The organism is Micromonospora sp. PTRAS2 (assembly GCF_054052245.1).
In genome coordinates, this window is the sequence record NZ_JBSWBU010000007.1 from 130,870 (window position 1) to 147,078 (window position 16,209).

At 75.3% G+C, this 16,209-nt stretch carries 22 protein-coding genes and 1 riboswitch; of the genes, 4 read left to right on the top strand and 18 right to left on the bottom strand.

The features are described from left to right. Positions 1 to 62 precede the first annotated feature (62 nt). A riboswitch (glycine riboswitch) is annotated at positions 63 to 161 on the bottom strand. A 58-nt stretch (positions 162 to 219) separates the two neighbouring features. The 13 genes from ACVMYR_RS21965 to ACVMYR_RS22025 form a co-directional block, all read right to left on the bottom strand. Beyond that, complete coding sequence (locus ACVMYR_RS21965; protein WP_457122601.1) at positions 220 to 1,095, bottom strand: NAD-dependent protein deacetylase; 876 nt, start codon at positions 1,093 to 1,095, stop codon at positions 220 to 222. Positions 1,096 to 1,190: 95 nt separating this feature from the next. Continuing rightward, on the bottom strand, positions 1,191 to 1,775 hold the full coding sequence (locus ACVMYR_RS21970) for a MerR family transcriptional regulator (protein WP_043969120.1): 585 nt from the start codon (positions 1,773 to 1,775) through the stop codon (positions 1,191 to 1,193). Positions 1,776 to 1,970: 195 nt separating this feature from the next. After that, positions 1,971 to 2,438, bottom strand: a complete 468-nt coding sequence (locus ACVMYR_RS21975) for a bifunctional nuclease family protein (RefSeq protein ID WP_043969119.1) — start codon at positions 2,436 to 2,438, stop codon at positions 1,971 to 1,973. A 223-nt stretch (positions 2,439 to 2,661) separates the two neighbouring features. Beyond that, positions 2,662 to 3,366, bottom strand: coding sequence for a transcriptional regulator FtsR (gene ftsR / locus ACVMYR_RS21980; protein WP_176734447.1), 705 nt, complete (start codon positions 3,364 to 3,366; stop codon positions 2,662 to 2,664). Positions 3,367 to 3,416: 50 nt separating this feature from the next. Then, the gene (odhI, locus tag ACVMYR_RS21985) at positions 3,417 to 3,869 is read right to left on the bottom strand and encodes an oxoglutarate dehydrogenase inhibitor Odhl (RefSeq protein WP_007071101.1); all 453 of its coding nucleotides are present in this window, start codon (positions 3,867 to 3,869) and stop codon (positions 3,417 to 3,419) included. Positions 3,870 to 4,079: 210 nt separating this feature from the next. Next, positions 4,080 to 4,460, bottom strand: coding sequence for a glycine cleavage system protein GcvH (gene gcvH, locus ACVMYR_RS21990; RefSeq protein WP_043969117.1), 381 nt, complete (start codon positions 4,458 to 4,460; stop codon positions 4,080 to 4,082). A gap of 65 nt (positions 4,461 to 4,525) precedes the next feature. Beyond that, positions 4,526 to 5,479: a DUF881 domain-containing protein gene (locus ACVMYR_RS21995; RefSeq protein WP_457122602.1), complete on the bottom strand. Its 954-nt coding sequence runs from the start codon at positions 5,477 to 5,479 to the stop codon at positions 4,526 to 4,528. Between the two features lie 10 nt (positions 5,480 to 5,489). Next, on the bottom strand, positions 5,490 to 5,822 hold the full coding sequence (locus ACVMYR_RS22000) for a small basic family protein (protein ID WP_007071104.1): 333 nt from the start codon (positions 5,820 to 5,822) through the stop codon (positions 5,490 to 5,492). Next, on the bottom strand, positions 5,819 to 6,781 hold the full coding sequence (locus ACVMYR_RS22005; RefSeq protein WP_353902041.1) for a DUF881 domain-containing protein: 963 nt from the start codon (positions 6,779 to 6,781) through the stop codon (positions 5,819 to 5,821). The genes ACVMYR_RS22000 and ACVMYR_RS22005 overlap by 4 nt, the downstream gene beginning before the upstream one ends. Then, a complete protein-coding gene (locus ACVMYR_RS22010; protein ID WP_457122603.1) occupies positions 6,778 to 7,428 on the bottom strand; it encodes a CDP-alcohol phosphatidyltransferase family protein in 651 nt (216 codons plus the stop codon). The genes ACVMYR_RS22005 and ACVMYR_RS22010 overlap by 4 nt, the downstream gene beginning before the upstream one ends. A gap of 309 nt (positions 7,429 to 7,737) precedes the next feature. After that, positions 7,738 to 8,205: a MarR family transcriptional regulator gene (locus ACVMYR_RS22015; protein ID WP_431896067.1), complete on the bottom strand. Its 468-nt coding sequence runs from the start codon at positions 8,203 to 8,205 to the stop codon at positions 7,738 to 7,740. A 40-nt stretch (positions 8,206 to 8,245) separates the two neighbouring features. Beyond that, positions 8,246 to 9,433 (bottom strand): PP2C family protein-serine/threonine phosphatase, encoded by a 1,188-nt coding sequence (locus tag ACVMYR_RS22020; protein ID WP_457122604.1) that lies wholly within the window; start codon positions 9,431 to 9,433, stop codon positions 8,246 to 8,248. A 122-nt stretch (positions 9,434 to 9,555) separates the two neighbouring features. Beyond that, positions 9,556 to 10,302 (bottom strand): SAM-dependent methyltransferase, encoded by a 747-nt coding sequence (locus ACVMYR_RS22025; RefSeq protein ID WP_457122605.1) that lies wholly within the window; start codon positions 10,300 to 10,302, stop codon positions 9,556 to 9,558. A 126-nt stretch (positions 10,303 to 10,428) separates the two neighbouring features. Here ACVMYR_RS22025 and ACVMYR_RS22030 point away from each other — a divergent pair, with 126 nt between their 5' ends. From ACVMYR_RS22030 to ACVMYR_RS22040, 3 genes are all read left to right on the top strand, one after another. Beyond that, positions 10,429 to 11,310, top strand: a complete 882-nt coding sequence (locus ACVMYR_RS22030; RefSeq protein WP_396792766.1) for a universal stress protein — start codon at positions 10,429 to 10,431, stop codon at positions 11,308 to 11,310. Between the two features lie 82 nt (positions 11,311 to 11,392). Then, complete coding sequence (locus ACVMYR_RS22035; protein ID WP_043969110.1) at positions 11,393 to 11,602, top strand: hypothetical protein; 210 nt, start codon at positions 11,393 to 11,395, stop codon at positions 11,600 to 11,602. Next, complete coding sequence (locus ACVMYR_RS22040; RefSeq protein ID WP_043969109.1) at positions 11,599 to 12,078, top strand: hypothetical protein; 480 nt, start codon at positions 11,599 to 11,601, stop codon at positions 12,076 to 12,078. The genes ACVMYR_RS22035 and ACVMYR_RS22040 overlap by 4 nt, the downstream gene beginning before the upstream one ends. On the opposite strand, the gene ACVMYR_RS22045 is transcribed toward ACVMYR_RS22040, so the two are convergent. Beyond that, positions 12,075 to 12,275: a hypothetical protein gene (locus tag ACVMYR_RS22045; RefSeq protein WP_431896061.1), complete on the bottom strand. Its 201-nt coding sequence runs from the start codon at positions 12,273 to 12,275 to the stop codon at positions 12,075 to 12,077. The two genes, ACVMYR_RS22040 and ACVMYR_RS22045, sit on opposite strands and share 4 nt — an antisense overlap. 194 nt (positions 12,276 to 12,469) lie before the next feature. On the opposite strand from ACVMYR_RS22045, the gene ACVMYR_RS22050 reads away from it, so the two are divergent. Continuing rightward, the gene (locus tag ACVMYR_RS22050) at positions 12,470 to 13,120 is read left to right on the top strand and encodes a hypothetical protein (RefSeq protein ID WP_457122606.1); all 651 of its coding nucleotides are present in this window, start codon (positions 12,470 to 12,472) and stop codon (positions 13,118 to 13,120) included. A gap of 24 nt (positions 13,121 to 13,144) precedes the next feature. On the opposite strand, the gene ACVMYR_RS22055 is transcribed toward ACVMYR_RS22050, so the two are convergent. The 4 genes from ACVMYR_RS22055 to selB form a co-directional block, all read right to left on the bottom strand. Next, positions 13,145 to 13,330: a hypothetical protein gene (locus tag ACVMYR_RS22055; RefSeq protein WP_077940302.1), complete on the bottom strand. Its 186-nt coding sequence runs from the start codon at positions 13,328 to 13,330 to the stop codon at positions 13,145 to 13,147. A gap of 75 nt (positions 13,331 to 13,405) precedes the next feature. Beyond that, on the bottom strand, positions 13,406 to 13,603 hold the full coding sequence (locus tag ACVMYR_RS22060) for a hypothetical protein (protein WP_077940301.1): 198 nt from the start codon (positions 13,601 to 13,603) through the stop codon (positions 13,406 to 13,408). Positions 13,604 to 13,661: 58 nt separating this feature from the next. After that, the gene (locus tag ACVMYR_RS22065; protein ID WP_457122607.1) at positions 13,662 to 14,381 is read right to left on the bottom strand and encodes a hypothetical protein; all 720 of its coding nucleotides are present in this window, start codon (positions 14,379 to 14,381) and stop codon (positions 13,662 to 13,664) included. Positions 14,382 to 14,425: 44 nt separating this feature from the next. Next, positions 14,426 to 16,189 (bottom strand): selenocysteine-specific translation elongation factor, encoded by a 1,764-nt coding sequence (selB, locus tag ACVMYR_RS22070; protein WP_457122608.1) that lies wholly within the window; start codon positions 16,187 to 16,189, stop codon positions 14,426 to 14,428. Positions 16,190 to 16,209: the final 20 nt, after the last annotated feature.

Below are 16,209 nucleotides of genomic sequence, written 5' to 3' on the forward strand. Positions count from 1 at the left end.
GGGGTGAGGTCGACAGGTCGGCCTCCCCCTGAGTCGCACCCCGGGCAGGGCGCTCCACAGTGCCTGCCCACGTGGTCCTTCTGCCTGAGAGGTTCCGGGGAGGAAGCTGCCCCTTCGGCGCCGCCCCGAACAGCTCGGGCGGTCTCTCCCACGCGGGGTACCGGCACCGACCACGCTACCAGCGCCACCGTTTCCGGCGGATGTCGTCCCCGGCGGGGATCACCCGCGCGTAACCGCGGCGTCGGCGCCCGACGCGGCCAGGGGCGCGCGGGTGGTGAGGCGATCGGCGAGTTCCGGCAGCACCCCGCCCAGCGGGGCGTCCACGCGCACGGTGGCGTACCCGTCGCCCCGGGTGGGCCCCTGGTTGACGATCGCCACCGGAATGCCCTGTTTCGCCGCCCGGATCACGAACCGGCGCCCCGACATCACCGTCAACGACGAGCCGAGCACCAGCACCGCCCGGGCCCGCTGCACCAGGTCGAAACACGCGGCGACCCGCGCCGGCGGCACCGTCTCCCCGAAGAACACCACGTCCGGTTTCAGCATGCCGGTGCGACACCGCTCACAGTCCACCGGCCGGAACCGGGCCACCTGCGCGTCGGGCAGGTCCACGTCACCGTCCGGGTTGACCGCCGCCACCGCCGCCGAGAACCCCGGGTTCGCCTCCCGCAGCCGCCGGTCCAGCTCCTCGCGGGCGGTGCGGTCGCCGCAGTCCAGGCACACCACCGCGTCGAGACTCCCGTGCAGCTCCACCACCGGCGTCGACCCGGCGGCCGTGTGCAGACCGTCGACGTTCTGCGTGATCACCGCGTCGACGAGGCCGGCGTGCTGCAACCGGGCCACCGCGGCGTGCCCGTCGTTGGGCGCCGCCCGGGCGATCGTGCGCCACCCCAGGTGGCTGCGTGCCCAGTAGCGGCGCCGCGCCGCCGGGTCCCCGGTGAACGCCTGGAACGTCATCGGGGTGTGCCGGCGGGCCACGCCGCTGGGCCCCCGATAGTCGGGGATGCCCGAGTCCGTCGACAGGCCGGCGCCGCTGAGCACCACGACACCACCGCCGGCGAGCAGGCCCGCCACCGCGTCGATCGTCTGCGTCACGTCGTCCATGCTGCCTCGGCGTGCGTCGCGGCGGCGACCGCCGGCCCCGTGACGCTGCTCGCCACCGCTGTGCGGGGCGCGAACCCGGGGCGGGGTCAGCCCGCCCGGCGGCGCGCCCGGCGGGCCGCCAACTCGTCCTGCACGGCGTCGTCGCCCGCCGCCCCCGGCGCCGGCTCGGCCGGCTCCGCCGGCAGGTGCGACAACGAACCCTCGATCTCCTTGAACGCGCCGCCGATGGCGATGCCGAACACGCCTTGGCCGCCCTGCAACAGGTCGACCACCTCCTCCGGCGAGCGGCACTCGTACACCGTCGTGCCGTCCGAGATCAGCGTGATCCCCGCCAGGTCGGCCACCCCGCGCGAGCGCAGCGCCTCGATCGCCTTGCGGATGTTCTGCAACGACACCCCGGCGTCCAGCAGGCGCTTCACGACCTTCAACACCACCAGGTCGCGGAACGAGTACAACCGGGACGTCCCCGAGCCCGAGGCGTCCCGCACGCTCGGCACCACCAGCGTCGTGCGCGCCCAGTAGTCCAGCTGCCGGTAGGTGATGCCCACCGCGTGGCACGCGGTCACACCCCGGTAGCCCACCGCACCGTCACCCTCAGTCGCCGGCCCCGCCGGCACCACACCCGTCTCCTGCGCTTGCGTGCCAGGCTCGGGATCTCGCGGCTCGTGCATCCGGACCAACCTCCCCGCCAGTGCGGTGACACGTCGCATCCGGGACGTGCACCCCTCGACACGGCAACCCTATAGCGCCCTTGAAGAGTTACCGCGCAGGAACGGTCGCGACACGCCGCGCAGCCACGGCAAAGATCACCGACACGCCGGCAGGTCACCCACAGTGACCACCATCCGGTGGGTCGGGAAACGCGGTCAGCCCGCGAAGTCCTCCGGACGCACCTGCTCCAGGAACTCGCGGAACTTCTCCACCTCGTCCTCCTGCTCGTCCGGGATCACGATCCCCGCCTCGGAGAGGACCTGCTCGGCACAACGAATCGGCGCACCGACCCGCAACGCCAACGCGATCGAATCACTCGGCCGCGCCGACACCCGCACCCCGTCGTCGCCGATCAGCAGGTCGGCGTAGAAGACGTTCTCCTTCAGCTCGGTGATCTCCACCGCCCGCAGCGGCGCCTGCAGCGCCGCCAGCACGTCCCGCAACAGATCGTGCGTCAACGGCCGGGCGGGCTTGACCCCCTGCTGCTCGTACGCGATCGCCGTCGCCTCCACCGCACCGATCCAGATCGGCAGGTAGCGATCCCCCTCGACCTCCCGCAGCAGGACGATCGGCTGGTTGCTGGGCAGCTCCACCCGAACCCCGACCACGCTCAGCTCGCGCACCGCCGCCTCCGTGTCGTTGTCACCTACGCCCGTACCGCGACCTTCCCTGCACGGTACACGGACCGCGACACGCACATCCCATGCGCTACCCGCACGCCCCGCGCCAGAGAAGGGTTACCCCGGCAAGCCTACGACACGCCCCCGGAAGCCGATCCCGCCCACCGCGCCCGCCAAACGCCGCGCGGCCCGGGCGTTGGCCCGGGCCGCGCGCACCACCCCAGGGTCACCGACCCAACGTCGAGCGCAGGCCCACGCGCACCAACGCCGCGTGCAACTGCTGGGACAACGCCACCAACTCCCGCGCCGTCTCCGCCGCCCGCGCCCGCGCCGCCGGGTCGCTCTGCCGCACCAACGGCGCCACCAACTGCGCGAACAAACCCACCTCCCGGTCCGCCGCCGTCCGGTAACCCCGCAGGTGCCGAGGCTCCAGCCCGTACGCCGCCAGACCCGCCACCGCCCGCGCGATGATCAACGCGTCCCCGTCGTACCAACCCGGCGGATCGGACACCAACACCCCGAGCCGCTCCAACTCGCCCAACGTCGACTCGTCGATCCCGCTGCGCGCGACCAGGTCGGACCGGCCCAACCGCACCTGGGCCGAATCCACCGGCTGATCCGCCGGCGCGGAACGACCGGGCACCTCACCGCCCGGGCCCACCGCCACCAGCGTCGGCCGCGACGGCGCCGGCCCGTCCTCCGCGTCCCACTGCGCCAACTGCTCACGGATCACCCGCAACGGCAGGTACTGGTCACGCTGCGCGGTCAGCACGAACCGCAACCGCGCCACGTCGTCCCAGCTGTACTTCCGGTAGCCCGCAGCGGTGCGCTGCGGCTCGACGAGGCCCTCGGCCTCCAGGAACCGCAACTTCGAAATCGTGACGTCGGGAAACTCCACCCGCAACTGCCCCAGCACCTCGCCGATGCTCATCAGCGGTTGTGCGCGGGCCGCACCGGGCGGCGTCGAAGCCGCAGGCTCGTTCACCCCCGGCCGGCCTCCTCCTCCGGGCGCGGACCGGCGATGAACACCACTCGGAACTTGCCGATCTGCACCTCGTCACCGTTGCTCAACGTGGCCGCCTCGACCCGCTCCCGGTTGACGTAGGTGCCGTTCAGGCTGCCCACGTCCCGCACCGTGAACGTCCCGCCGTCCCGGTGGAACTCCGCGTGCCGACGCGACACGGTCACATCGTCCAGGAAGATGTCACTGTCCGGATGCCGGCCACTCGTCGTCACGTCGTGATCCAGCAGGAACCGGGCGCCCGCGTTCGGGCCCCGACGAACCACCAGCAGCGCCATACCCGGCGGCAACGAACCGGACATCCGGCTCGGCACCACATCGGTGTCCGGCCCCTCCAGCACTTCGTCGAGCGAACCGAGATTGAGCGTCGAAGTGACGTCGAGCGGGGGGAACTCGTCGTCTGGCCGCGTCATGGGACCACCTCACGGATCTGTTTCGCGTCGGCGTCGGGTGATTCGGGTCTGGCCGCCGGGCAGCACACCCGGCGGCTGGCTCCCCGTGCCCGGAAAGGCAATTCCGCAACGCTCAACTTATGGGTTCTCGGTCGACTGGGCGAGCCTAGCCAGCGCCGAAATGCAGGGCAACCGGACGCGCGGCACGAACACCACACGCCCAACGGGCACTCAGCTCTCGGTGAGCTCGCGGTAAGCCCCGGCGGTCAGCAGCCCGTCCACCGCCGCCGGATCACCCGGCGTGATCTCCACCAGCCAACCCGCACCGTACGGATCAGAGTTGATCACCTCCGGAGTGTCCACCAACGCCTCGTTCCGCGCCGCCACGACCCCGCTCACCGGGGCGTAGATCTCGGACACGCTCTTGGTCGACTCGATCTCACCCAACGAGTCGCCCGCGGCCACCTCCGCGCCCTCCTCGGGCAACTGGACGAAGACGATGTCACCCAACGCGTCCTGTGCGAAGTGCGTGATGCCGACCCGGACCGCGCCCGAACCGTCACCCGCCACCCACTCGTGCTCAGCGGTATACCGCAGATCCTCGGGAATCACCAGACGCGTCCTTCATCGTCGTGCCGACCAGTGGTGCGCCGGCGGACCGGCGCGGGCCGCACCGGTCAGGAGACCGGACGGGCGTGCTCCAACTTCACGGGCGCGTGCAGCGCCGACACGTCGGCGACCTCACGATCCTCGACGATCACGTTACCGCCGTCACCGGCGACCGACGCGGCCACCCCGCCCGGAATCTTCAACGCCGTCGCCATCGTCGTCGGATCACCGATCACCGTGATCGTGAACGGACCCGACAACCGGCGCCCGTCGACCACCAGATCCCCGCCCGAGCCGTCCAGGAAGTACGTCGAGGCGATGATCCGCACCGCCGCGCCGTCGCCGCCCGAGATCTGCATCGCCTCCGCGCCCGCACCCCGCAGCTCCTGCACCGCGTCCAGCACCCGGTACGCCGAGATCGGCTTCGACCCGGCCTCGAAGCGCACGCTCAACCCCGGCCCCCGCGCCGGCAGCGTCCCCGCCAGGATGCCCAACTCGTCGGCCCGCCGCGTCGCCTCCTGCAGCGCCGCCTGCCGCCCCTGCTCACCCGAGCGCAACTGCCGCTGGCTCTCCTCCAACGCCTCGATGTCCTGGCGCAGCCGCTTCTCCCGCGAATCCAGATCCGAGAAGATCCGCACCAGGTCCTCCTGGCGGGTCGCCGCCGACGTCGGATCCGTCGACGTCGTGCGCAACTGCACCACCAGGGTGAACCCCAACAGGCCCAGCAACAACGCGATCATCGCCCCGGCCGACGTGAAGCGCCGCGCCACCGCGGCCGGCCCCGCCGGCGGGGTCTGCTCCGCGCCCGCCGGCGGGGTCACCGACGACAGGTCCACCGTCACCGCGTCGCCGGCATCCGGCTCGTCCGGCGGCGACTGGCGGCCCGGCGGCTCACCCTGCGGCGAAAGCGGCGACATCTCGTCGGAATCGGGTGCCCCCGGCCGCGGGTCCGGCCCGGTGGGCCGGCCCGGAACCGCCGGCTGCGGCCATCCCGTGCCCGTCTCGGACTGCTCCTCGCTCATCGCCTCGAGCCTACGCCCGGAACAGGTGGCGACGGATCGCCGCCACGTTGCCGAAGATCCGCACCCCGAGCACCACCACCACGCCGGTGGACAACTGCCCACCCACGCCCAACTGGTCACCCAGATACACGATCAGACCCGCCACCAGCACGTTCGAGATGAACGACACCACGAACTGCTTGTCGTCGAAGATCCGGTCCAGCTTCGCCCGCACCCCGCCGAACACCGCGTCCAACGCCGCCACCACCGCGATCGGCAGATACGGCTGCAACGCCGCGGGAACCGTGGGATCGAGGTACACCCCGAGCACCACCCCGGCGAGCAACGCCAGCACCGCGATCATCGGCCACCTCCGGAAGGACTGGGAGACGAACCAGAGCCGGACGGCTCAGGACCGGACGAACCCTCGACGCCCGAACCCGACACGGACGGGCTCGGACTGACCGAAGGCTCGGCGTAGCGTAGCCGTGGCTCCGGCGCCGCCGGCAGGGTGAGGTCCTCCACCTCCCGGACCTGGAACGACAGCCCGACCGAGTTCACCAGCTCCCGCATCAGGAAAGCGGCCCGGCTGTCGTCGAACCGGTCCCGCAGCGAGCCCGGCCCGATCGCCGACACCTCGTACGGCCCCGTCACCGGCCGGAAGTCCACCAGGATCGCCGCGCCCGCCGACCGGATCGTCGACGTCGCCGTCAGCCGTTGGCCGTTGATCGCCACCGCCTCCGCGCCCGCCGCCCACAGGTCGTTGGCCACCTTCTGCAGATCCGTGTACAACACCTGCGGCGGCCCGCCCGCGGAGCCGGTCACCGTCCCGTCGTCCTTCGGTGGCGCGTCCGCCAACCGCACCACCACGCCGTCGCCGCGCACCCGCCCCAGGCCGGTGCCCGCCTCCAGCCGCCGCAACCGCGACGCCTGCGATCCGCTGAGCGCCGCGTCCCGCTGCCGGCCGACCTCCTCCCGCAGCCGGTCGGCCCGGGCCGCCATCTCGTCGGTCTCCGCCTCGCGCTCCTTGATCTGCGCCACCAGGTCGGCCCGCGCCTTGCTGCGCCCCGGCTCCTCCGCCATCGTCTGCCGGTACGCCACCGCGAACAGGAACCCCAACGCCACGAGCACCACCAGGCTGACCGACCGCGCCGACCGACCGCGCCACCCCGACGGCGGCGCGTCCCGGCGCCGGGCCGCCGCGTCGGCGTACCCCGGGTCCAGCGGGTTGCGGAACAGCTCGGTCAGGAAGTCCGGCGCGTACACCCGGGCCGCCGGGCCGTCGCCCTGCGGGGCGTCGGGCCGCCGCTGCGGGGCGGTCACGCCGCCGCCCCTGTCGCCGGGGACCGCACCGCCCGCACCAGCCGCGCCGCCTGCAGCACGTAGAGCGCACCGGCCGCCCAATACAGCACCAGACCCCACCAGGCCAGCCCCCAGCCGACCGCCCCGGCCACCGTCGCCGTGACCGCCGACGTGGCGTGCGCCAGCAACAGGACCGGGAAGGCGGCCAGCAGCAGGAAGGTGGCGGTCTTGCCGACGTAGTGCACCGGCGGCGGGCCGTACCCGTGCCGGCGCAGCACCCCCAGCGACCCCAGCAGCAGCAGCTCCCGGGCCAGCAGCGCCACGGTGAACTGCCAGGGCACCACCTCGCGGGCGGTGAACGCCAGCAGGGTCGCCAGGATGTAGAGCCGGTCGGCCAGCGGGTCCAGCAGCTCGCCCAGCCGGCTGACCTGCCGCAGGCGGCGGGCGATCCAGCCGTCGACCCAGTCTGTGGTGCCCCCGAGCGCCAGGACCACCACCGCGGCGACGTCGGCGTGGGCGACCAGCAGCAGATAGAGGAAGAGCGGCACGCCGAGCAGCCGGACGAAGCTGATCAGATTGGGCAGGGTGAGGACGCGGTCCCCGGTCGGCGCGGCGTGCGGGCCGTGGGTCTCATCCGGGGGTGGGCCCCCCGCCGGCCGACGCGACACCGAACCTCCCTCCGCAGCACGGTCCGGCGCCCGGGACGGGCGCTGCGGAGGGACGTGCGCGTTGCCGGGCCGGCCGCCGCCGGCGCCCTCGGATCCCGGGCTGGGACCTCCCCTGGTGCGGCCCCCGATCGCAGGATCAGGGGCCGGTGAGTTGCGCTGCCACTATATCGGGCCTGGTTCCGGCTCCCGGCGGCCCGCGTTCGCCTCGCCGGGGCGGTCGCGTCAATGTGGCTCAGCTCACGTCGCGCTGGTCGTCGCGGCGCGATCAGCCCGCGGCCGATCATGCCGCAGCGCGGGCCGGGGGCGCGGTCAGGCCGTCCGGGCGCCCGGCTCGGGTTGGGCCACCGCCGGCGCCGGGGCCGCCGCCTGGCCGAACGCCAGCAGCGCCAACAGCAGCTCGTGCTGCGTACGCGACGGCATCCGCTCCAGCACCGCGCGGACCGCCCGGTGCCGGCGCTCGGTGAGCTCCCGCAGCAGCGCCTCGGCCGCCGCCGTCGGCACCAGCCGCACCTCCCGCCGGTCCCGCGGGTCGGCGACCCGGCGCAGCAGCCCGATCGCCTCCAACCGGTCACACAGCCGGCTCGCCGACGACGGCACCACGTCGAGCAGCTCGGCGAGGCGGTTCACGTTGGTGCGGGGGCGGGCGCTGATCAGCGACAGCACCCGCAGCTGCGTGGGTGAGACCGTCATCTGGTGGCGGGAGCCCGTGGGGTCGAGCACGCGCACGAGCGCCTCGGCTGCGGCGTCGACCGCCGCGGCGAGATCCGGTTGCTCCACCCGACGTCCCCTGCGATGTCCGTGTCCCGCTACCGCCCCGTCACCGCGCCCCGCCGCCCGGACCGCCGGCCCGGCCGTGCCAGTCGAGGCAGACGACCACCGCGTCGTCGCGCAGATCGGCGTCGGCGTGGTAGGACTGCAGCCCGCGCATCACCGTACCAACTGCCTCGGTCGCCGGCTGCAAGCGCGTCGCGCGCATCGAGCGCGCCATGGCCCGCTCGCCGTACGGTTCGCCGCCGTCCGGCGCCGCCGCGTACACGCCGTCGCTGACCACGAAGAGCCGGTCGCCCGGTTCGACGGTGAACTCCTGCACCTCGTAGCGGGTCTCGGCGAACATGCCCAGCGGCAACTGCTGCTCCAGCGGCACCCGCTGCACCGAGCCGCCCCGCAGCCGCAGCACGTGGGGCGAGCCCGCGTCCACCGCGCGGACCCGCCCGTCGGTGGCGTCCAGCTCCAGCAGCAGCGTTGCCACGTGCCGCTCGCCGCGGTGCTGGAAGAAGACGGTGTCCGAGGCCAGTTCGGCCTGCTCGACCAGGCCGCCGCCGGAGCGGCGGGCGTTGCGCATCGCGTTGACCGCCACCGCCGTCAGCAGCGACGCCGACAGGCCGGTGCCCGCGCCGTTGAGCACGGTCAGCGCGAGCCGGTCGCCGTCGACGGACCAGTCGAAGTGGTCGCCGCCCACGGTGTAGGCCGGCTCCAGCTGCCCGGCCAGCAGGAACGCGCCGTGCGTGACGCTACGGCCCGGCAGCAGGTCCCACTGCATCTCGGCGGCCATGCTCAGCCGCTCGCGGCGGCGGGCCCGGCGGTACCGGTCGGTCCCCCGGTCGGCGGCGCGCAGCGCCAGCGCCAGCTCACCGGCGATGTCCCGGGCCGCCTCCACGGTCGACGCGGCCGGGGTGGCCGGCAGCTCGACCAGGAGCACGCCGAGGCGCTCGCCCCACACGGTCAGCGGCAGGTAGACCCGGCAGCGGCCGTCGTCTCCGCCGTCGAGGACCGGCTGCTGGCTGCTGAAGCAGCGCTGCGCCACGCCGTGGCAGGCGAGGAACCCGGCGTCGGGCAGGTCCGGGTCCAGCACCGGCCACAGGCCGCTGATGCGGTAGTCGGCGACGAACACGTCGGTGCGGGACGCACCGAGAGCAGCGCGGATGGCCCGGTCGGCGGCCTCCGCCAACCGGTCGGGCGGCGCCTCGCGCAGCGCGCGGGACACCGTTCCGGACGCCTCCGGCATGATCACCCTCCGACAACTCTTGCTGTAGGGCAAGCATCATACGGAGGGCTCCGGCCAGCCGGCGGGCACGGTCACCCCGAACACCGTCGGGCGCGTCACCGGGCGCTGTGGCAGCCGCCGTCTCAGTCGGCGTGCCGGACGGCGAGCCCGCCGTGGAAGGCGTCGGGCAGGTCCGCCGGCGGGCCGTCGGGACGCCACCGGGCCACCGGGACGATGCCTTCCGGCGTCGGCGTCCACCGGCCGAGAAGCGGACCGAACGCCGTGGGCGGCCGCATCCGGAACGTCGGGCCCATCATCGCCAGGGCCTGCGGATACGCCGCCAACTCCTCGCTGTCGAAGTCCACGGCGAGGAGGCTGCCGGGGGCGGTGGCCGCGTACAGGTCGTCGAGGGTGCGCCGCAGCGTCGCGTCGTCGAGGAACGCCGCGAGGCCGAGGAAGACCACGCCGACCGGGCGGCTGCCCCACCCCGGCACGAACCGGTGCAGCAGCGCCGGGTCGATCGTGGTGAGGTCGGTGGCGTCGCCGAAGCCGTAGCCGGCCCGGTCGCTGCCGGCCAGGATCCGCTGCCCGATGCCGACGGTGACCGGGTCCACGTCGGTGTAGAGCACCGTCGCCTGCGGCGCCGCCTCGTGCACGTTGCCGCGGGTGGGCACGCCCGCGCCGAAGACCAGGAAGGCGTCCACCCCGGCGGCGGCGATCGCCCGCACGGCCCGGCCGAGGAACGCCCGCAGGTCGCGAAACAGCGGGGCGCACGGCCCGTACGCCCCCTCGAAGGCCCGGGCCGCCGTCACGTCGACCGGGAGGTGGTGCTCCCCGCCGAGCCAGAAGTCGATCATGCGGGCGGTGCTCGGCTGCGCGGCGTCGTCCATCGGCGTCCTTTCCTGCGGAGATGTCCGGTCACCGTATCGGCCCCCGGGGCGTGGGCGGTATCGCCTCGGCGACGGCCGGCGGGCCGCGATACTGACCGCGGGGCGCACGGCGAAGGAGGTACGACGGTGAACGCGGCCAACGGCGCGGCGGTGGTGGTCGGCGTGGACGGCTCGCCGTCGTCCCTGCGGGCCGTGGGGCTCGCCGCCGCTGAAGCGGCCCGCAGGGACCGGCCGCTGCGGGTGGTGCACGGTTTCATCTGGCCGCTGCTGCGGGTGCCGCTCGGCCCGGCGGCCGGCGCCCCGCCCGGCGCCGGGCTGCGCCAGCAGGCCGAACAGCTCGTGGCCGACGCCGTCGCCGAGGCCGAGAAGGCCGCGCCGGACGTCCGGGTCACCGGGGAGATCATCGACGGGGAGGCGGCGGCCGTGCTGGTCGGCGAGTCCCCCACCGCCGCGCTGGTCGTCGTCGGCGACCGAGGGCTGGGCGGGTTCGCGACGCTGGTGCTCGGCTCGGTGGCGGTGCAGGTCGCCGCGTACGCCGACTGTCCCGTGCTCGTGGCGCGCGGCGCGGCGCGCCCCGGCGGGCCGGTCGTGGTCGGGGTGGACGGCTCCGCGCTGTCGCGGGCGGCCGTGGAGTTCGCCGCCGAGGCCGCGGCGGCGCGCGGCGTCGCACTGCGCGCGGTGCACGCCTACCGGCACCCCGCCTCCGCCGGGCCCGGCGACATGCAGCCCCTCGTGTACGACGAGGACCGCCTGCGCGGGGAGGAACAGCGGGTGCTGGGCGACTCCCTGGCCGGTCTCGGCGAACGCTGGCCGCAGGTGCCCGTCGAGGCGCAGGTGGTGCGCAGGCGGCCCGTCGCGGCGCTCACCGACGCCTCTCGCGACGCCCAACTGCTGGTGGTCGGCGGGCGCGGCCACGGCGAGTTCACCGGCCTGCTCCTCGGCTCGGTCAGCCACGCCGTGCTGCACCGCGCCGGCTGCCCCGTCGCCGTGGTGCGCGCACCGGCCTGAGCGGCGGCCGGGGGACGGTTGGCCGCGACGCAGGCGGGTAGACGACCTGCGCCAACGGCCCCACCACCGCGAGGAGGCGGCGATGCCAGGACCACGACCGGGCAGCAACGCGTACGACAAGGAGCGGGCGCGACTGCGCGACCTGATCGAGAACTCCGGACGGGCGGCCGACTCCGAGGCCAACCAGGTCGCCAACCGGATCCTGCAGGACGACCGGGGACAACGCGGCATCGTGCGGGGCGAACGGACGTACGGCCCGAAGGGCGAACGCGAACCGGGCGACCCGAAGTGAACCGGACGCCACTGGTCGACGGGGCCGTCGCCGGCGCGGTCGGCAGCGTCGCGCTCAACGCGGTCAGCTACGTCGACATGGTGCTGCGCGCCCGACCGGCGAGCAGCACCCCCGAGGAGAGCGCCCGGCGCGTGGCCGGGCTGGCGCACGTGGACCTGGGACCCGAGGACCGGGCGGCCAACCGCCGCGCGGGCCTCGGGCCCCTGCTCGGGTACGGGCTGGGCATCGCCGCCGGCGCGGCGTTCGCCGTGCTGGTCGCGCGGCGGCGCACCCCGCCCCTGCCGGTGGCGGTCCTGCTGCTCGGCGGGGGCGTGATGGCCGCCTCCGACGCGTCGATGACGGCGCTGGGGGTGACCGACCCGCGTCGGTGGAGCCGCACCGACTGGCTGTCGGACGTCGTGCCGCACCTGGCGTACGGGATGGCGGCCGCAGCCACCTGGAACCGGCTGCGGCCGCCCTCGTCGCGGCGGGGCTAGTCGTCGCTGTCGTCGTCGGCGACCTGCGCCCCCGCCGGCCCGTACTTCGACACCTGGCCCCGTGGGACGGTGCGTCCCCGGTCGCCGGGCGACGCGCCGCCGTGGCGGGGATGGCCGGACGCGCCGGGGCCCTTGGCGTCCTGCACCGCGTCGTTGCGCGCGTTGCGGCGCAGCTCCGGCTGCTGCGGGTTCGTCACGGGATTCTCCCTTCCGGGTGGACGGCGCGGCGTGGGCCGCGCCACGTCGCGTCTACCCGCCACGGCACCCCGCATGCGGCGCAAGGAAGGGCCCCTTGTTAACGCATTCTGTTGTACAAGGGGCCCTTCCTAACCACGTGCACACCCCACGTGTCCGCACGGGTGGGCGGCTGCGGCGTGGGTATCCCGAAGGCGTGGCAGACGATCGCAGGACCGCCCGGGCGCTGCTGGAGCAGCAGGGCCGCACGTACGCGCAGGAGGCCGGCATCCGGCTCGCCGACCGGCCCGGCCCGCTCTACCAGCTGCTGGTGCTGGCCACGCTGTTGAGCACCCGGATCCGGGCGGGCGTGGCGGTGGCGGCGGCCCGGGAGCTGTTCGCCTGCGGCTACCGCACGCCGCAGGCGATGGAGGCGGCGAGCTGGCAGGCCCGCGTCGACGCGCTGGGCCGCGGGCACTACCGCCGCTACGACGAGCGGACCGCCACCATGCTCGGCACCGGCGCCCGGTTGTGCCTGGACCGCTGGCACGGCGACCTGCGCCGCCTGCACCGGGAGGCCGGCGGGTCACCGGCGGCGCTGCGGCGGCTGCTCACCGAGTTCCCCGGGATCGGGCCGACCGGTGCGGACATCTTCCTGCGCGAGGCGCAGTCGGTCTGGCCGGACGTGCGCCCGTACGCCGACCGGCGGGCCCTGGCCGGCGCCGGGCTGCTGGGGTTGCCGGCCGACCCGCGTGGGCTCGGCGGGCTGGTCGACGGGGCGGACTTCGGGCGGCTCGCCTCGGCGCTGGTCCGGGTGACCCTCGACGAGGACTCCGCGCGGGAGGTCAGGCGGGCCGCCGCCCGCTGAGACCGCAGCCGGGGCGCGGTGGGGTCACTTGGCCGCGGTGTCGCTCGGCTTGGTCAGGTGCCAGGCCAGGGCGGCGGCCAGCACGGCGAGGATCACCACCCCGCCGGACACGCCGCCGCCGTCGTCGGCGCTGCGGCCCCTGCTGCCGAAGTAGATGACCGCGAGGCCGGCGAGCACCGCCACGACCGTCCGCATTCCCCGGTCCTTCATCCCCCGCACGGTACGGAGCCCCATTCGCGCATAAGCGGGTGAAAGCCGCTTTTCACCCGACCGGGGTGGTGCCGGTCAGTCGGTCTCCAGGTCGTCGAGGGAGATCGCGTGGGTCATCAGCCAGCGGGCCAGGGCGGCCATCCCGAACAGCCACAGCGGGGCCGACTCGGTGGGGCCGTTCGTGGCGACGATGGCGAAGCGCAGGTCCGGTGCCCGGTACGCCTCGATCCGCCACCGGTGGCTCTTGTCCCGCCAGACCGCCGAAGGGTCCATGACCGCCACGCTAGGCCACCCGTTGCCCGCCGGGGCCGCGCCTGCGAAAACCGCCCGGTCAGCCGGGGACGAGCGCGCCGCCGAGCAGCCCGCGCAGGGCCACCACCGCGAGGGACAGCCCCACCGTGGCCAGCAGGCTCCATCCCAGGCCGGCCCACCCGGACCGGCGGGCCACGGCCGGCGGCGTGGACCCGTGCCGGCGCGACGGGCGCCACCGTTCCCGGTGCAGCCAGGCGAGCACGCCCAGCCCGAACGGCAGCGAGCCTAGCCAGAACCAGAACCAGCGGGTGCCGACGACCGGGTCGGGGCCGACGACGAGCATCGCCAGCCAGCCCAGCGTCACGGCGGCGGCGAGCACCTCCGCGGCGGCGGCGATCCGGTGCGCGGGCGCGGAGGTGCTCGGCCAGGCCTCCGCGACGCGGGTCAGGCGGCCGTCCGTCCCGTCCGGCGTGGGTTCCGGGTCGCCCAGCGGCACCCCCACGTCGGCGTAGCGGATCCGGCCGTCGGGCAGGCTCCAGGCGAGCGTCGGGCCCCGCGGGCCGGGCCGCAGGTTCGGCGTCGTGCCCCAGAAGGCACCCGGGCGCTGCCAGCCGTCGCCGCGCTCGACGGTGACGACCCGGCCGGCGGCCACGTCCCGCCCCAGTTGCCCGACGTCGGACTCGCGGGGCGCGGCCCACCAGGCCAGCACCGCCCAGACCGACCAGCCCAGCGCCATCGTCAGGAGGAACACCCGACCCCACCGGCCCCCGCTGGCGGAGGCGGGAGCCGAATCGGTCACCACGCCACGATCGCAGCACCGCGCAACAAAGCACCCCGGCCGGGTCAGGGCGGCGGGGACACGACGCTGCGGGCGTCGTCGGGCAGGCGACGGGTGACGCCCCGGCGGTCCAGCAGCTCCAGCAGCGGCACCGCCACCCGGCGGGTGGTGTCCAGGGCCTGCCGGGCGGCGCTGAGCGTGAACGGCTGCGGCAGCCCGGCGAGGACCCGGGCGGCGGCGTCCACGGCGCCGGGCAGCAGCACCACCGTGTCGGCCAGCCGCAGCAGCGCCCCGGCCCGCACCGCCGCCCCGAGTTCCCGGGGCCCGAGCCCCCACTCGGCGAGGCGGTGCGCCTCCGGGGCCTGGAACGGCCGGTCGGCGTACTCGGCGCGGACGCGGGCCACCGCGCGGGCCACCGGCTCGGGCAACGCGTCGCCGGCCGACGCAGTGACCCGCCCGCCGGCCACCCGCAGCGGCGGGCGGACGAGGGCCTCGACCAGGGCCCGGTCGGGCAGGCCGAGGCGGTGGCGCAGCACGTCGACGGGGACGCCCGCCTCCAGGGGGTGCGCGGCGGCGTACCGGGTGGTCTCGGCGGTCAGCCGGGCGGCCAGGGACCGCCAGTGCTCGGGGTCGGCCAGCCAGTCCCCGGCGACGGGGGCGGCGGTGACGGGCACCCCCATCCGGGTCAGCTCCCCGACCCGGGCCAGGGCGCGGCGGCGCAGCTCCCCGGCCAGGTCGGGACGGCCGTCGAGGTCGGCGAGGACCCGGCCGCGGGCGGCGGCGGCCCCACGCCGGGTCAGTGGCGGCGGGGCCACGTCCAGCACGGTGACCCCGCCGGCGATCAGGTGCCGGCCGGGGTCGCGCAGCAGCGCCCGGTCGCCGACGAGCAGCGGCAGCGGCCGGGCCAGCCGCAGCCGGACGGTGTCGATGCCGAGCGGGCGCACCCGGGCGGGCACGGCGGCGGAGCCGACGTGCAGGGTGAGGGTGGCCGGCAGGTCGGCCGCCGGTTCCCCGGTGACGCGCACGTCGAGCAGGTCGGTGCGGCCGAACCGGCCGGGGGTGAGCAGCGCCTCGCCCCGACCGAGCCGGTCGCGGGACACGTTGCGCAGGTTCACCGCGACCCGGGCCACCGCGTCGACCCGGTCGCAGGCGACGCCGAGGCGGTGCAGGCCCCGCACCCGCACCTGCTCGCCGGTGCCCGCCAGCTCCAGGTGGTCGCCGACGGCCAGCCGGCCGCCGCCGAGGGTGCCGGTGACCACCGTGCCGGAACCGGTGATCGTGAACGACCGGTCCACCCACAGCCGCACCGGCGCGTCGGCCGGCGGGTCGGGCAGCCGGGCCGCCAGGCGGTCCAGGGCCGCCCGCAGATCGGGCAGTCCGGCCCCGGTGACGGCGCTGACCGCGACGGCCTCCACGTGGCCCAGCGAGGTGGCGGCGAGCTCCGCGCGGGCCCGGGCCAGCGCCGGCCCCGGGTCGGCCAGGTCCGCGCGGGTCACCACCAGCAGCCCGTACGCCACGCCGAGCGCGTGCAGCGCGGCCAGGTGCTCGGCGGACTGGGGCATCCAGCCCTCGTCGGCGGCGACGACGAACAGCGCGGCGGGCGCGGGTCCGACCCCGGCGAGCATGTTCGGCACGAACCGCTCGTGGCCGGGCACGTCGACGAACGCCACCGTGCCGCCGGAGGGCAGCGTGGTCCAGGCGAAGCCGAGGTCGATGGTCATGCCCCGGCGGCGTTCCTCGGCCCACCGGTCCGGTTCCATCCCGGTCAGCGCCCGCACCAGGGTGGACTTGCCGTGGTCGACGTGCCCGGCGGTGGCCACCACCCGCACGTCAGCCCACCGCCCGCAGG

What these genes read in the sequence shown, in the direction of transcription:
- ACVMYR_RS22060 (WP_077940301.1), bottom strand. Translation starts at nt 13,603, where the DNA reads ATGGACCCTTCGGCGGTCTGGCGGGACAAGAGCCACCGGTGGCGGATC.
- ACVMYR_RS22055 (WP_077940302.1), bottom strand. Translation starts at nt 13,330, where the DNA reads ATGAAGGACCGGGGAATGCGGACGGTCGTGGCGGTGCTCGCCGGCCTC.
- ACVMYR_RS21995 (WP_457122602.1), bottom strand. Translation starts at nt 5,479, where the DNA reads ATGAGCGAGGAGCAGTCCGAGACGGGCACGGGATGGCCGCAGCCGGCG.
- ftsR (WP_176734447.1), bottom strand. Translation starts at nt 3,366, where the DNA reads ATGAGCATCGGCGAGGTGCTGGGGCAGTTGCGGGTGGAGTTTCCCGAC.
- ACVMYR_RS22020 (WP_457122604.1), bottom strand. Translation starts at nt 9,433, where the DNA reads ATGCCGGAGGCGTCCGGAACGGTGTCCCGCGCGCTGCGCGAGGCGCCG.
- odhI (WP_007071101.1), bottom strand. Translation starts at nt 3,869, where the DNA reads ATGACGCGGCCAGACGACGAGTTCCCCCCGCTCGACGTCACTTCGACG.
- ACVMYR_RS22035 (WP_043969110.1), top strand. Translation starts at nt 11,393, where the DNA reads ATGCCAGGACCACGACCGGGCAGCAACGCGTACGACAAGGAGCGGGCG.
- ACVMYR_RS21970 (WP_043969120.1), bottom strand. Translation starts at nt 1,775, where the DNA reads ATGCACGAGCCGCGAGATCCCGAGCCTGGCACGCAAGCGCAGGAGACG.
- ACVMYR_RS22025 (WP_457122605.1), bottom strand. Translation starts at nt 10,302, where the DNA reads ATGGACGACGCCGCGCAGCCGAGCACCGCCCGCATGATCGACTTCTGG.
- ACVMYR_RS22000 (WP_007071104.1), bottom strand. Translation starts at nt 5,822, where the DNA reads ATGATCGCGGTGCTGGCGTTGCTCGCCGGGGTGGTGCTCGGGGTGTAC.